This is a genomic window from Variovorax sp. P5_A3, from assembly GCF_056400665.1.
Genome location: NZ_JBFUKW010000002.1, coordinates 678,487 through 691,487, shown reverse-complemented (window position 1 = coordinate 691,487; position 13,001 = coordinate 678,487). Strand labels below are relative to the sequence as shown.

General features: G+C 66.6%; 12 protein-coding genes. 3 read left to right on the top strand and 9 right to left on the bottom strand.

From position 1 onward, the window contains the following. Window positions 1-214, top strand: a 214-nt coding sequence (locus AC1D3B_RS05350) for a DUF2950 family protein (RefSeq protein WP_478189617.1), incomplete at its 5' end; no start/stop codon positions are given. 26 nt (window positions 215-240) lie between these two features. Next, entirely contained in the window at window positions 241-1,971 is a 1,731-nt protein-coding gene (locus AC1D3B_RS05345) for a SulP family inorganic anion transporter (RefSeq protein ID WP_478189616.1), read from the top strand. Window positions 1,972-1,985: 14 nt separating this feature from the next. Here AC1D3B_RS05345 and AC1D3B_RS05340 read toward each other — a convergent pair whose 3' ends face one another. The 5 genes from AC1D3B_RS05340 to AC1D3B_RS05320 form a co-directional block, all read right to left on the bottom strand. Next, window positions 1,986-2,429, bottom strand: a complete 444-nt coding sequence (locus AC1D3B_RS05340) for an ion channel (protein WP_478189615.1) — start codon at window positions 2,427-2,429, stop codon at window positions 1,986-1,988. Window positions 2,430-2,445: 16 nt separating this feature from the next. Then, window positions 2,446-3,495 (bottom strand): DUF2955 domain-containing protein, encoded by a 1,050-nt coding sequence (locus tag AC1D3B_RS05335; RefSeq protein ID WP_478189614.1) that lies wholly within the window; start codon window positions 3,493-3,495, stop codon window positions 2,446-2,448. Then, window positions 3,485-4,600, bottom strand: coding sequence for an HlyD family secretion protein (locus tag AC1D3B_RS05330; protein WP_478189613.1), 1,116 nt, complete (start codon window positions 4,598-4,600; stop codon window positions 3,485-3,487). Before AC1D3B_RS05330 ends, AC1D3B_RS05335 begins: the two co-directional genes overlap by 11 nt. Beyond that, entirely contained in the window at window positions 4,597-6,099 is a 1,503-nt protein-coding gene (locus AC1D3B_RS05325) for an efflux transporter outer membrane subunit (protein WP_478189636.1), read from the bottom strand. Before AC1D3B_RS05325 ends, AC1D3B_RS05330 begins: the two co-directional genes overlap by 4 nt. A gap of 67 nt (window positions 6,100-6,166) precedes the next feature. Further along, a complete protein-coding gene (locus AC1D3B_RS05320) occupies window positions 6,167-7,291 on the bottom strand; it encodes an AI-2E family transporter (protein WP_478189612.1) in 1,125 nt (374 codons plus the stop codon). Window positions 7,292-7,402: 111 nt separating this feature from the next. Here AC1D3B_RS05320 and AC1D3B_RS05315 point away from each other — a divergent pair, with 111 nt between their 5' ends. Further along, window positions 7,403-8,743, top strand: coding sequence for a TAXI family TRAP transporter solute-binding subunit (locus AC1D3B_RS05315; RefSeq protein WP_478189611.1), 1,341 nt, complete (start codon window positions 7,403-7,405; stop codon window positions 8,741-8,743). Here the strand turns inward: AC1D3B_RS05315 and ppk2 are convergent. The 4 genes from ppk2 to AC1D3B_RS05295 all read right to left on the bottom strand — a co-directional run bounded on the left by ppk2 (window position 8,740) and on the right by AC1D3B_RS05295 (window position 12,989). Continuing rightward, entirely contained in the window at window positions 8,740-9,618 is an 879-nt protein-coding gene (gene ppk2, locus AC1D3B_RS05310) for a polyphosphate kinase 2 (protein ID WP_478189610.1), read from the bottom strand. The two genes, AC1D3B_RS05315 and ppk2, sit on opposite strands and share 4 nt — an antisense overlap. A gap of 166 nt (window positions 9,619-9,784) precedes the next feature. Further along, the gene (locus tag AC1D3B_RS05305; RefSeq protein WP_478189609.1) at window positions 9,785-11,203 is read right to left on the bottom strand and encodes a TolC family protein; all 1,419 of its coding nucleotides are present in this window, start codon (window positions 11,201-11,203) and stop codon (window positions 9,785-9,787) included. After that, window positions 11,203-12,423, bottom strand: coding sequence for an HlyD family secretion protein (locus AC1D3B_RS05300; protein WP_478189608.1), 1,221 nt, complete (start codon window positions 12,421-12,423; stop codon window positions 11,203-11,205). The genes AC1D3B_RS05305 and AC1D3B_RS05300 overlap by 1 nt, the downstream gene beginning before the upstream one ends. Beyond that, window positions 12,423-12,989 carry a DUF3302 domain-containing protein gene (locus tag AC1D3B_RS05295; RefSeq protein WP_478189607.1) on the bottom strand — a complete coding sequence of 189 codons (567 nt, stop codon included), beginning with the start codon at window positions 12,987-12,989 and terminating at the stop codon, window positions 12,423-12,425. Before AC1D3B_RS05295 ends, AC1D3B_RS05300 begins: the two co-directional genes overlap by 1 nt. Between the last annotated feature and the right edge of the window lie 12 nt (window positions 12,990-13,001).

Below are 13,001 nucleotides of genomic sequence, written 5' to 3'. Positions count from 1 at the left end.
CGACTACGTGATCGGCAACCGCATGCGCAGCGGGTTCGCGCTGGTGGCATGGCCGATCCGCTACGGCGAAACGGGCGTCATGAGCTTCATGGTCAGCCACGACGGCACGTTGTACGAGAAGGACCTCGGACCTGGCAGCGATGCCAGCGCGCGAGCACTGACGCGTTTCAACCCCGATCCGAGCTGGAAAAAGGTCGACGTGCCCAGAAGCTGAGTCGCCGGTGTGGTCTGGAGGTCCTCATGGTTCAGAAGGCACAACCCGTCGACCCATTCGCGGCACAGCCACAGCCGCGCAGTTGGCGCGCCTATTTCCCGCCCGCGCAATGGCTGCCGTCCTATCAACCCAAGTGGCTGGTGAAGGACGCGGTCGCCGGCGTCACGCTGGCCGCCTACGGCATCCCGGTGTCGCTGGCCTACGCGACGCTGGCCGGCCTGCCCCCGCAGTACGGCATCTACTGCTATCTCCTCGGCGGCCTTTTCTACGCACTGTTCGGCTCGTCGCGCCAACTGGCGATTGGGCCGACTTCGGCGATCTCGATGCTCGTCGGCGTCACTGTCGCGGGCATGGCGCAAGGCGATCCGGAGCGATGGGCCAGCATCGCCGCGCTGACGGCCCTGCTGATCGCAGCCATGTGCGTGATCGCATGGCTGTTGCGCCTGAGTTCGCTGGTCAATTTCATCAGCGAGACCATCCTGCTCGGCTTCAAGGCTGGCGCGGCCTGCACGATTGCGCTCACGCAGCTGCCCAAGCTGTTCGGCGTCAAGGGCGGCGGCGAAGACTTCTTCGAGCGACTCGTCATCCTCGGAGGGCAACTTCCCGAAACGAACCTCGCCGTGCTGGCCTTCGGTCTCGTCGCACTCGCCCTGCTCCTGCTGGCCGAGAAGTACTTGCCGGGCCGGCCGGCCGCATTGTTCGTGGTGGTGGCTTCCATCATCGTGATGTCGGTGACTTCGCTCGACAACCTGGGCTTCAAGGTCGTCGGGGCCCTGCCCCAGGGCCTGCCGGATTTCAAGATGCCCGGCCTGCGCGTGCGCGATGTGGAAGGCGTCATTCCGCTCGCGTTCGCCTGCCTGTTGCTGGCCTATGTGGAGAGTGTCTCGGCCGCGCGTGCCCTGGCCGATGCGCACAAGTACGAGATCGATCCTCGCCAGGAATTCCTCGGTCTCGGAGCGGCCAACCTTGGCGCAGCGCTGTTCCAGGGCTATCCGGTCGCGGGTGGACTCTCGCAGTCGTCGGTCAATGACAAGGCCGGCGCCAGGACGCCGCTGGCGCTCGTGTTCGCTTCGGTCACCATCGGCCTGTGCCTGATGTTCCTGACCGGCGGGTTGAAGAACCTGCCCAACGTCGTCCTCGCCGCCATCGTGCTGGTGGCCGTCAAGGGCCTGTTCAACATCGGCGAGATGAAGCGCGTGTGGCGGGTGAGCCGCTACGAGTTCGTCGTGTCGATGATCGCGTTCGTCGCGGTGCTGCTGCTCGGCATCCTCAACGGGGTGATCGTGGCGGTGCTGGCGTCGCTCGTGCTGCTGATCCGTCGTGTCGCGAACACACACGTCGCCACGCTCGGGCGCATACCCGGTACGCGCACCTTCTCCGACATCGAGCGCAACCCGGACAACATACGCGTCCCGGGCGCCCTGGTCTTCCGTGTCGACTCCGCCCTGCTCTACTTCAACGTCGACCACGTGCGCGAGGTCGTGACGCAACTGCTGCGCGCCTCCGCAGGGACGACGAGGCTCGTGGTCTGCGACCTGTCGACCTCGCCGCAGGTCGACATGGCCGGCGCCAGGATGCTGGCGAAGCTGCACCGCGACCTGGCGGAGTCGGACATCCGGATGCGGCTGGTCGCGGCGCATGCGCCGGTGCGCGACATCCTCCGCGCCGAAGGGCTGGAAGAAAGCGTGGGCTACTTCGGGCGCAGGATCTCGGTCGCGGATGTCATCGACGAGTTCGAGCAATCGAAGGCGGGTTGACCGTCAGTGCCCGGTCAAAGAGTGTGCCCCGCCTTTTCGGCCTGGACCCTGATCATCTGTTGCAGGATCGCCATCAACGCGGCACCGGTCAGGCCGAACATCAACACCCCATTCGCGGCCTCCAGCGGGCCCAGCAGCTTCCAGGGCTTGGTCATCACCACGTCACCGTAGCCCAGAGAACTGAAGTTCACTGCCGAGTGATACACCGCCTCGTACAGCTCGCTGAACTCGCCCAGCGCCATGAACAGCGATCCCCAGATCATGATCTGGAGGAAGTTGCCCAGTATCAGCACGATCATCACCACCAGCAGCGAGCGAATCTGAAGGGCTGGTCGTGCGATGAAGGCCTCGCGTTGCGTCCGGCCCATGTAGTAGCGAATGCTCCAGAACGTGAAGACCGCCTGCAGCACGAGGCACAGCAGGACCGTCGGCAATCCGATCGCGAGATTGATCAGCATGGTGTGGTTCCTCCGTTCAGCCTTGTTTGAAGTGCAGCGTGTCGGATCTTGCGGCTCGCCAGTGTTCCAGCGCCCACACCGTCGCCCATGCGTAGAGCGCGACGGCGACGAACAGGGCAACGCGCACCGCCGATGCCCTCAGCACATCCTTGCCGCCGGCGCTGTCCTCGATGGCCGGCCCCAGCAGGAGCAGCATGGTCACCAGCGACTGGACCCAGAACGACGGCGGAAAGCCGCTGGCCCGGACCCGGAACAGCCGCGTCCCCGCCCACAGCGCGGCCGCAGTCATCCACAGCATCAGCATCCAGAGGTTCGGACGCAGCGACAGGCCCATCCAGAGCACACCGGCGATCGCCGCCCCCATGAGGGTGGACCCCACGAGCTCTCGTCCGGCCGAACGTGCGCTCGTGGACCCGGCCTGCTGCCCCAGCGCCACCGACTTCATGATGGCCGCGACGTAGAAGGATGGGTTGGCCAACGCCAGAACGAAAACCGGCATGACCACCAGGACCGCGCGCAAGGCCGTCGACCTGGCCGAATCCCGGCTCGGAACGTCCGGCGTCGCCCTCTTGCCGGCAGGCTCGGCGCGGTCGGGAAAGAGGGCATGCGAGGCACCGCTGACCAGCACGCCGATGCAGAGTCCGACGGCGAGGGTCACGCCGATCTGGAAGGCCAGGGCCTGTTCAACCACCCCGATCACAGGAATCAGGGAGATGGCCATCACCAGGATCGTCGCGAGCGGATTGGCATTGCGCGCACCCGAATAGAACACCGCATAGAGCAACGACCCGACCAGCAGGACGCCGGCCAGCGCGTAGTGCTTCAGGACCGGAACCAGCAGCACGCCGGCCATCATCAGCGCAGCGACGACGAGTGCGAACACGATCCCTTTGAACAGCGGGATCGGCGGCCCCGGCTTGCACAGGATCAGCACGGCCACCACGCAGACGGCATAGGGCGCCTTCAGCGCGAAGCCGTAGGCGACCAGCACCGCCAGGCCCAGGCCGATGGCCAGTCGCAGCACGGCCTTGTCCGCCCTTCCCATGCGGCGGCGCTCAGTAGACATAGGACAACATGCTCATCATGTGGACGAAGGCCGTTCCCAGCCAGTTCATCAGTCCGTGATCGCCTGTGTAGACCAGCACCTCGGCCTGTCCGCCGACACGCACGGCGCGCAGTTGCTCGCGCTCGGAAGAATCGAACTCGATGGCCACCGGAAAGCGCTGCGCCTGCCGCAGCCAGTCGCGACTGTTCTCGATGGTCGGCAGCGTGCCGGGCTGCGCCGGCTGCCCGCTGGCGACCCCGGTGCCGACGCTGCGCACCCGGCCTTTCAGGACCTTGCCCGGCATCACGTCGAGCACGATCGCCACCGCGTCGCCGGGCTCGATGTTGCCGAGGTTGTTCTCGGTCATGTCCGCGCTGATCCAGAGGTCGTGGATGGTGACCAGCGTCATGACAGGCGCGCCGGCCCCCACGAACTGCCCGGCGTCGGTGCGCAGGTCGGTCACGAGGCCGCCGGCGGGCGCGACCACCTCGGTGCGCTGCATGTCCAGCTCGGCCTTTTCGACGGCCGATCGGGCGCTGATCAGTTGCGCGTTCTTGTCGCCGCTCTCGCCCGCGGCTTCCTGGGCACGGATCAGGTCCACCCGGGCGGCCTGCTCCTGGCTGAGTGCCTTGACCCGGCTGGCCTGAGCGCTCTGGACCCGGCGGATGGAAATCGCGCCAGGGTCTTCCGCAAAGATCTGCTCCAGTCGCGTTGCATCCTGCTGGGCGTAGACAGAGTTGGCCTTGGCCGCGCGCAGTCCAGCCTGGGCAGCATCCACCGAAGCCACCGATGCATTGACCGAGCGCCGGACCGATTCGTAGTCGGATCGACTCCGCTGCAGTGCGATCCGGTACTGCGTCGGATCGATCTCGAAGAGCGGCTGTCCCTGTTGCACGTTGTCGTTGTTCCGGACGTGCACCTTCAGCACCCGGCCCGACACCTCTGCTGCCACCGGCACCACGAAGGCCTGCACCCGCGCCTGCGAGGTGTAGGGCGTCAGGCGATCCGATACGAAATACCAGACCAGGCTGGCGACGATCAACACCAGCACGACGATCGCGCCGATGCGGGCGCCCTTGTCGGTCTCGGGCGGCGGCTCCGTGGGCGGCGTGGCTTCTTCGTTCATGGTCTCGTCCCTTCCGAAGTGGGCAGCGCATCGGCGCCCGGCGGCGGCAACGGCGCTGCCAGCATGCCCTTCCAGTCGCTGCGCCGGCCCATGGTTTCCTGCGTCTCGGCGTCGAGCACTGGGCGGCTCCGGGCCGCCTCCCATCCGCCGCCCATGGCCTTGTAGATGGCGATCAGGCTCTGCGACTGGCTGCCACGGCTGGCCACGAGCTGGTCCTGCTCGCTGAAGAGCGTCCGCTGCGAGTCGAGCACGCGCTGGAAGTCGACCAGCCCTTCGTTGTACTGCCTGTCGGCGATTTCCAGCGAACGCTGGGCAGCCTTCACCGCGTCCGCCAGCAGCACGATCTGCTCGCCGGTCTTGGCAAAGCCGACCGAAGCATCATCGACCTCGCGCGCGGCCCGAAGCACCGCATCCTGGTACTGCTCGTAGAACTGCTGGAACCTCGCGTCCTGCAGCAGCACGGTGTTGGTCAGCCGTCCATGGTCGAAGACGTTCCAGACCAGGCTGGGGCCGATGGCCCCGCTCAGGGTCCGCGACGAGCCCTCGACCGACGTGGCCGAGAGGCCCAGCGAGCCCAGCAGCGAGATGGAGGGGTAGAGGTCCGCCACGCTCACGCCGATCAGGGCGGACTGCGCGGCCAATTGCATTTCGGCCGCACGTACGTCCGGGCGGCGTCTCAGCAGTTCGGCCGGCATGTCGACGATGACGTCCAGCCCCGCCTGCGGGATGCGTTCCTTTCCCTCGTTCATCTCGGGCAGCGGGCCCGGCGGACGGGCCAGCAGGACGCTCAACGCGTTCTGCGTCTGGCGCAGGGCGATCTCCAGCTGGGGCACGGTCGAGAGCGTGCCCAGGTACTGCGCCCGGGCCTGCTGCACGTCCAGTTCGGACTCGTTGCCGCTCCTGAAATGCAGCTCCGTGATCTGCAGGCTGCGCCTTTGCAGCTCCGCGTTCTCGCGCGAGATGCGCAGCCGCAGTTCCACCGTACGGATCGAGCAGTACAGGCCGGCGACCTGCGCTGCCATCAACACCTGCATGTCGTCGTATTGGGCGATGCTGGCGAAGTAGGCGGCATCGGCCGACTCGATACTGCGCCTGAACTTGCCCCAGAAGTCGATCTCCCAGCCCAGGCTGAACCCGACACTCGCAGTCAACGCGCTGTTGTCGCGCCCGCCCGAGCGCCGCTCTCCCACGCCGAGCAGTTCGCCGTTGACCTGCTGCACCTGCGGATAGCGCGTGCTGTCCGCGATGCCGAGCTGCGCCCGCGCTTCCATGATGCGCATGCCGGCGATCCGCACGCCCGGGTTGACGCGCTGCGCCTCGGCGACGAGTTGGTCGAGCACGGGGTCGTTGAAGTTGCGCCACCACGTCTGCACCGATCCATTGCGCGGGCGCCTCGGATCGGCGGCGAGGGCTTGGAGCGAACCGCCGGTCCAGCCGGACAGCCAGGGCACCCGGGGCCGCTCGAAATCGGGGCCCACGGTCGTGCACCCTCCAAGCATCGCAACGGCACCGGCCAACGCCATCCCTCGCACCCTCGATCGCTTCGAAGGCATCGCGCGCATCGGCTCAAGTCACGGCCGGCGGATCGCTCTCCAAGACAACGACGTCCGGATCGGTCGCCACCCACCGCATGAGGATCTGGTAACCCAGGCTCAGCGCGGTCGCGCCGAGGAACATGCCCAGGATGCCGGCGCCCGCCAGGCCGCCCAGCGCACCGATCAGGACCACCGGCATGGGCGCATCCACGCCCCGGCCCAGGAAGAGCGGCTTCAGCACGTTGTCGAGCATGCCGGCGACCACCAGAAGCACGGAGTTGACGATGGCCGGCACGGTCTCGTAGTCCCCGCACAACCAGATATAGGCAATGACCGGCACGGTCACCAGCAGGGCCGGCACCTGCGCAATGCCCAGCACCAGCAGGACCACGGCCAGCACGCCGGCGAAGGGAACCTGGGCAACGATCATGATGATGCCCACGACGATGGCCTGGATGAAGGCCACGCCCACGACGCCCAGGGCCACCGCGCGAATGGTCTGGGTGGCCAGCGCGGCGAACGCCGCGCCGTGCCGGGCTCCGACGATGCGTCCGAGGATGGACTGCGAGGCCTTGGCGCCCGACTCGCCGAAGGCCATGATGATGCCCGCGATGGCGAAGGAGAACATGAAGAGCAGCACCGTTCCTGCGATGCTCGCCACCATCTCCAGCCCCTTGGCGGCCAGTTGGCCGAGCTCGGGCTGCATCCTCTCGATGACCGCCGGCATGTCCGTATGCGCCAACGACCAGAGACCATGCACCTTCTTGCCGATGATGGGGAACTCGGCCACGCGGGCCGGCGGCGCCGGAATCTCCACGTTGCTGTCTTTTACCCGTTCGATGGTCTGATGCACCGAATCGCCCATCGATCCCAGCACCACGGCCGTGGGCACCACGATCAGCGCGATGCCGCCCAGCGCCAGCAAGGTGGCCGCCAACCCCTGTCTTCCGCCCAGCCTGTTGGCCAGCGCCTGATGGCCCGGATAGATCGTCACTGCCAGGACCAGCGCCCAGGCCATCATGGAGATGAAGGGCGAGAAGATCCGGTAACACAGAAGGGTCAGGGCGAGGACCAGTCCGGCCCGGATGAACACATCCATCAGCTTCCGGGACAGCCGTGTTTCCAGCACGAGGTCAGGCTTGAAAGGCGTTGTCATCGGTCGACCTTCGCAAAGTAGACGACGCCGAATTGTCCTTGCGATGCTTTTTCTTTGACTTGACAACTCTCAAGCGCGCAGCATTCAGCCCATGGCACGATGCGACGCTGTATGCGACTCGGTGATTTGCCTCTAGCGGCCCGGCACGAGCACGCGCGCTGGACCTTGCTCGCCGCGGCCAGCATCGCCCTTGCCTTCCTGGGCGCGTGGCTGCTGCAGAGCGCGATTCCGCGCCACATCGTCCTCGCTTCCGGCCTGCCGGACGGCATGTACCACCAGTACGCGCAGCGCTACAAGGAAATCCTCGCTCGCGAGGGCGTGACGGTCGAGGAACGCATGACCGGCGGCGCCGAAGAGAATGAGCGCCTGCTGCGCGACCCCCGTTCGGGCGTCGATGTGGCCTTCATGCAAGGCGGTGTCGTGCGCGCATCCGACCGCGACAACCTCGTCATGCTTGCCGCGCTGTACTACGAACCCCTTTGGATCTTCTATCGCGACACCGTCGTGCACCCGCACTTCGACGAGCTGCGCCACAAGCGGCTCGCCGTCGGATCGCCGGACAGCGGCGTGCGCGCGTTCATGGAACCGCTGCTGGCCGCGAACAACGTCACGAGCCTCAATTCCGAGCTGGTGCCGCTGGTCAACCTGGCCGCGGTGCGCGCCCTGCAGGCCGGAGAGGTCGATGCGGCGTTCCTGGTGGGTCCCGCGCAGTTCCCGGCGATCTGGCAGGCCTTGCATGACCCGGAGCTGAAGCTGCTGAGCCTCGCACGCGCCGATGCCTACCCGCGCAACTTTCCGTACATCACGAAGCTGACCTTGCCGCCGGGAACCATCGATCTCGCCGAGCACCTTCCGGCGCAGGAGGTCAGTCTGATCGGCACCAAGGCGATGCTGGTTTCGCGCGACGGGCTGTCGCCGGCGATCGTCAACCTCCTCCTCGAAGCGGCGCGCGAACTGCACGGCAAGCAAGGCTACTTCGAGGCGGACGACGAGTTCCCGAACACGGCGGCGGTGGACCTGCCGGTGTCGGCCGATGCGAATCGCCACCACCGCTTCGGTCCCAGCATGCTTCACCGCTACCTGCCCTTCACGGTCGCAGCCTACCTCGAGCGCCTGATCATCCTGCTGGTGCCCGTGCTGTTCGTGATCGTTCCCTTGACCAATTTCCTGCCGCGTCTTTTTCGCTGGCGCATCCGGTCACGCATCTACCGCTGGTATGGGGAGTTGGCCTTGCTCGAACACGACGTCAGGACACGCACCGGCGCCCTGCCCGTCGAGCAGTGGCTGGGCGACCTGGTCCGGATCGAGCAGGCTGCCGTACGTATCCGCGCCCCGTTGAGCTATGCCAGCGAGGCGTACACGCTGCGCGAACACATCGGCCTGGTCCGCCGCGCCGTGATGGCCAAGGCCCAGGGCGTCGAGGAGAACCCGGTCGCCGATCCGGATCGCTAGAAGACCTCTTCGACATACCGGACCGGATGGTCCGATTCCTTGTAGTTGCCGCGCGGCTGCCGCTTCGGCAGCTTGATCTTCTCGCGCGGGATCGACTCATAGGGAACGTGGGCGAGCAGGTGCGTGATGAGGTTCAGGCGTGCGCGCTTCTTGTCGTCCGAACGCACCACGTACCAGGGCGTCGACGGCAGGTCGGTGGCCTTGAACATGTCGTCGCGGGCCCGCGAATAGTCGTACCAGCGGCTGTACGACTTGAGATCCATCGGCGACAGCTTCCAGACCTTGCGGCCGTCCTGGATGCGATCTTCGAGCCGGCGGGTCTGCTCGTCCGGGCCGACCTCCAGCCAGTACTTCAGGAGGATGACGCCGGAAGCGATGATCGCCTGCTCCACCAGCGGCGTGGCCTGGAGGAAGGCCTTCACCTGCTCGTCCGTGCAGAAGCCCATCACGCGCTCGACCCCCGCGCGGTTGTACCAGCTCCGATCGAAGATCACGACCTCGCCGGCCGCCGGCAGATGAGTCAGGTAGCGCTGCACATACATCTGTGACTTCTGCCGTTCGGTCGGTGCCGGCAAGGCGATGACGCGAAACACGCGCGGACTGAGGCGCTCGGTGATCGCCTTGATCGTGCCGCCCTTGCCTGCGCCGTCGCGGCCCTCGAAGAGGATGCAGACCTTGAGGCCGGCGTGCTGCACCCACTCCTGCAGCTTGACCAGTTCGACGTGGAGTTCCCGCAGGGCCTTGTCGTAGTCCTTCCGCGACAGCGCCTTCGACGGCGCAGGTTTCGCGTCGGCTTCAGTCGCCGGTGCCGGCGGCTCCTGCACTTCGTCCTTGTGGGATGTCTTTCCGTGATGTCTCTTTTCGCCTTTCGCCATTGCGTTCTCCTTGGTTTTTCTCCAAACCGTGGGCGGAGCGCCGTGGCGAGCAGCCACACGGCATCTCACGCCGTCCGATGTGACATTGTGAGAAGGAGGCGACGAGGCCACCTTGACATCGATCAACTCAGGGGCAACTGTTTCGCGCAGTCCGCTCCCTCAGACTTCACTTCGCCGCCGCTGTCATCGCCGGCAGGTCGAATCCGCCGCCCAGCGCCAGATAGAGATTGGTGCGCTGCGCCAGTTGCTCGCTCTGCACGCGCAGGCGCGAAGTGCGAGCCGCGTAGAGCGAGAGCTGGCTTTGCTCGACCGTGCGCAGATCGACCGAACCGACGCGGTACTGGATCTTCGTGAGCTCCAGCGCCTGCTCGCTGTCGCGCACGTTCGCCGCGAGGATGGCGTCGCGTTCGCGCAGGATGGACTCGGTGCCCAGGGCGGTCTCGACCTCGCTGAAAGCCTTCTGGCCCGCTCGCGCGTATTCGGCCACTGCCAGCTTTTGTTCCGCCGTGCGGATCTCGACCTGTGCGCGCAATGCCCCACCCTGGTAGATCGGCGCGATCAGGTTGCCGCCGAAGCTCCAGATCGGGCTGCTGCTGTCCTTGAGCACGATCAGCTCGCTCGACACGTTGCTGCCGCCCGCGGTGAGGCTGATCCGCGGGAGTTGCGCCGCCTTGGCCTCGCCGACGCGATCGAATGCGGCGGCGACGCGGCGCTCGGCGGCCACCACGTCGGGCCGGCGCTCCAGCAACTCGCTCGGCATGCCCACGGGCACCGGAGGGGGCACGGCAGAAAGCCGGTCCGCGACCGCGATTTCGGCCGCCGGATAACGGCCGAGCAGGAGTTCGAGCGAACGCAGGGCCTGCTCGCGCGCGAGCTCGACCTGCTTCAGCGAGTCCCGGTAGGGGCCGACGTTCGCGCGTGCCTGGGCTACCGCCTGCGCGTTGCCGTTGCCGATGCGCAAACGGTCATCGGCCACGCGAAGCAGCGTTTCGGCCGAACCCAGCGCATCCTGCGTGACCACGCGTTGCATCCCGGCCTCGACTGCGAGGAACCAGGCTTTCGCAACCATCGCTGCGAGCGACTGGCGCGCATAGGCGTAGTCGGCCTCGACCGCTGCCGACTGCTCCCTGGCCGCGGCCCGCCCATAGCGCAGACGGCCCCAGACGTCGAGTTCGAGCGATGCGTTCACGAAGATGCCGTCCAGCCCGCCGCTGCCGCCCGACTTTCCGCCGCCCAGACCGACCAGGCCCACGGACGGCAGCAGCGCCGCGGAGGCGACCTTCACGTAGCCGCCCGCCTGCTCGACCCGCGCCGCCGCCACCCGGAGGTCCGCGTTGTAGAGCAGCGCCTCGTTGACGAGCGCCGTCAGCGTGGGCTCCTCGAAGCTGGCGAGCCAGCCGTCCGCGACGGGTGCGGAGATGCCCCCGCCCGCCCTGAATCCCGTTGGCGGAGGCGCCTGCTGAAGCACGTCCTTCTGAAGGTCCGCCGCGGTCGGCGGATCCTTGAGCGCGCAGCCCGCCATCACGGCCGCCAGCGCTGCCAGCGCGGCCACGGGCATCGATCGTCGAAGCGAAATCGTGCGCATCAGTGCAGCTTCAGGACAAGGTAGTTGGTGATCGAGCCGACGCGAAGAATCACCATGCGGATGATGTGAATCATCTCCACATGCTCGGTATAGATCGCACCCTGGCCGTCCGCGCCGGCGGCGAGGAACGTGGCGGCGTCCTGCTCATCGACGATGAGCTTGACGGGAAATCGGCCCGGCACCTGCGGGTACACACCTGTCTGCGGCAGCGTGCCCGAAATCGGGACCTGCCCCTGTCCCTGCGCCCAGACGATGGAATCGACCTTGGCCGAGAAGATGTGACCCGGATAGGTCGCGAGCGTGAACTCGGCCCGATCGCCCGGCGCCACGAGCCGCAGTTCGTTCTGGGCATAGAGCGCGATCACCTGGTAGGTCTCCTCGACGAAGGTCATCGCCGGCGCCAGGGGCACCGAGACCACGAAGGAGCCCGGCCGGAGCTGGACGTTGATCGCATAGCCGTTGGAGGGTGCGTAGACGGAGGTCTGGTCGAGGTTCCATTGCGCGTTGCCGAGATCCGCGCGACTGATGTCGACCTGCGCCTTGGCCGTCGCGAGCTGGGCCCGCGCCGACGCCACAGTCGCCTGCTCGCCGTTGACCTGCCCCGCCAGCTTCTGCGTGACCTGCGCCTCGTTGGCCGTCGCCGTCGCGATCTGCGCCTGCAGTTCGATCAGGTTGGATTGGGCCTGTTCCAGCGCGAACTTGTCACCCGCACCGCTGGCCACCAGTTCCTGGTTCTGCCGGACCCGCAGTCGTGCGAGTTCCAACCTCGGCTGCAGCGCCCTGACCTGACCCGTGGCTGATTTCAACTGCTCCTGCAATTGCCGCGCGCCGGCCGAAGCATCGACCAGCCCTGCACCGGCCGCAGCGAACTTCGCCTCGTCGGCGGCAAGCCTCGCCTTGGCGGCGTTGAGTTCGTTCTGGTACTGGGTCGGGTCGATGCGGAACAGCAGCTCGCCCTTCTTCACGAGCCGGTTCGGTTCGACCGGTACCTCCAGCACCCGCCCCCGCACCTGCGGCACGATCTGCACCACGTACTTGACGACCCGGACGTCCGCCGTCGAAGGGGCGACCACATTGAGCGTCAGGATCAACGCCGTGAGCGCGACGATCGGGATGATCACCACCGTGACCTGCGTCGCGGTGTTCCACGGCAGCCACTTCAGCTTGATGAAGAAGAGCCAGACGAAGAAGGCGTAGATGGCAAGGAGCAGTGCTTCCATCAGGAATTCGCCTCTCTTGCGACGGCCGCGTCGACCGAGGCCGGCGACACTGCGGCCAGGTCCCTGCGCAACTGCTTGAGGTCGGCGGTCAATGTGCCCTTGGCGTTCATCACATCGAGCTCTTCGCGCAGGTGCGCGATCTCATGCTCCAGCAATTCGCCCGCGCGGGCCTTTTCGCCCTCTTCGTGATAGTAGTCCTCGTGCTTCTCGGTGCCATAGGCCGCCCGATAGCCCACCGGCTTCACGTAGGCCCACAGCCAGGCGATCGGCCACAGCATGCCGCCGAAGAACAGCGACAGCAGGCAGAGCGTCTTGATCGCGTCCCGCTGGGGATGGTGCCGCTTGTGCGCGATCTTCTCAGGCATGACATGCACTATCCAGAACAGCACGATGCCGGCGATCGGAACCACGAAGATGATGAACCACGCCAGGCCCGTGGCCGCCGAGGCCATCATCTCGGGCGGAAGGAACGATGCGTTCGCGCTCGGCGAAACGGCCAGTCCTCCCAGGCATAGCGCAAGGGACGAGAACCCCGCTGAAGTCCGCCCCCTCGGTGAACGTCGCATACCCGGAACCTT

Bases quoted from the DNA above. Each gene is read 5' to 3' on its own strand.
- AC1D3B_RS05345 (WP_478189616.1), top strand. From the start codon at position 241: ATGGTTCAGAAGGCACAACCCGTCGACCCATTCGCGGCACAGCCACAG.
- AC1D3B_RS05340 (WP_478189615.1), bottom strand. From the start codon at position 2,429: ATGCTGATCAATCTCGCGATCGGATTGCCGACGGTCCTGCTGTGCCTC.
- AC1D3B_RS05335 (WP_478189614.1), bottom strand. From the start codon at position 3,495: ATGTCTACTGAGCGCCGCCGCATGGGAAGGGCGGACAAGGCCGTGCTG.
- AC1D3B_RS05330 (WP_478189613.1), bottom strand. From the start codon at position 4,600: ATGAACGAAGAAGCCACGCCGCCCACGGAGCCGCCGCCCGAGACCGAC.
- AC1D3B_RS05325 (WP_478189636.1), bottom strand. From the start codon at position 6,099: ATGCTTGGAGGGTGCACGACCGTGGGCCCCGATTTCGAGCGGCCCCGG.
- AC1D3B_RS05320 (WP_478189612.1), bottom strand. From the start codon at position 7,291: ATGACAACGCCTTTCAAGCCTGACCTCGTGCTGGAAACACGGCTGTCC.
- AC1D3B_RS05315 (WP_478189611.1), top strand. From the start codon at position 7,403: ATGCGACTCGGTGATTTGCCTCTAGCGGCCCGGCACGAGCACGCGCGC.
- ppk2 (WP_478189610.1), bottom strand. From the start codon at position 9,618: ATGGCGAAAGGCGAAAAGAGACATCACGGAAAGACATCCCACAAGGAC.
- AC1D3B_RS05305 (WP_478189609.1), bottom strand. From the start codon at position 11,203: ATGCGCACGATTTCGCTTCGACGATCGATGCCCGTGGCCGCGCTGGCA.
- AC1D3B_RS05300 (WP_478189608.1), bottom strand. From the start codon at position 12,423: ATGGAAGCACTGCTCCTTGCCATCTACGCCTTCTTCGTCTGGCTCTTC.
- AC1D3B_RS05295 (WP_478189607.1), bottom strand. From the start codon at position 12,989: ATGCGACGTTCACCGAGGGGGCGGACTTCAGCGGGGTTCTCGTCCCTT.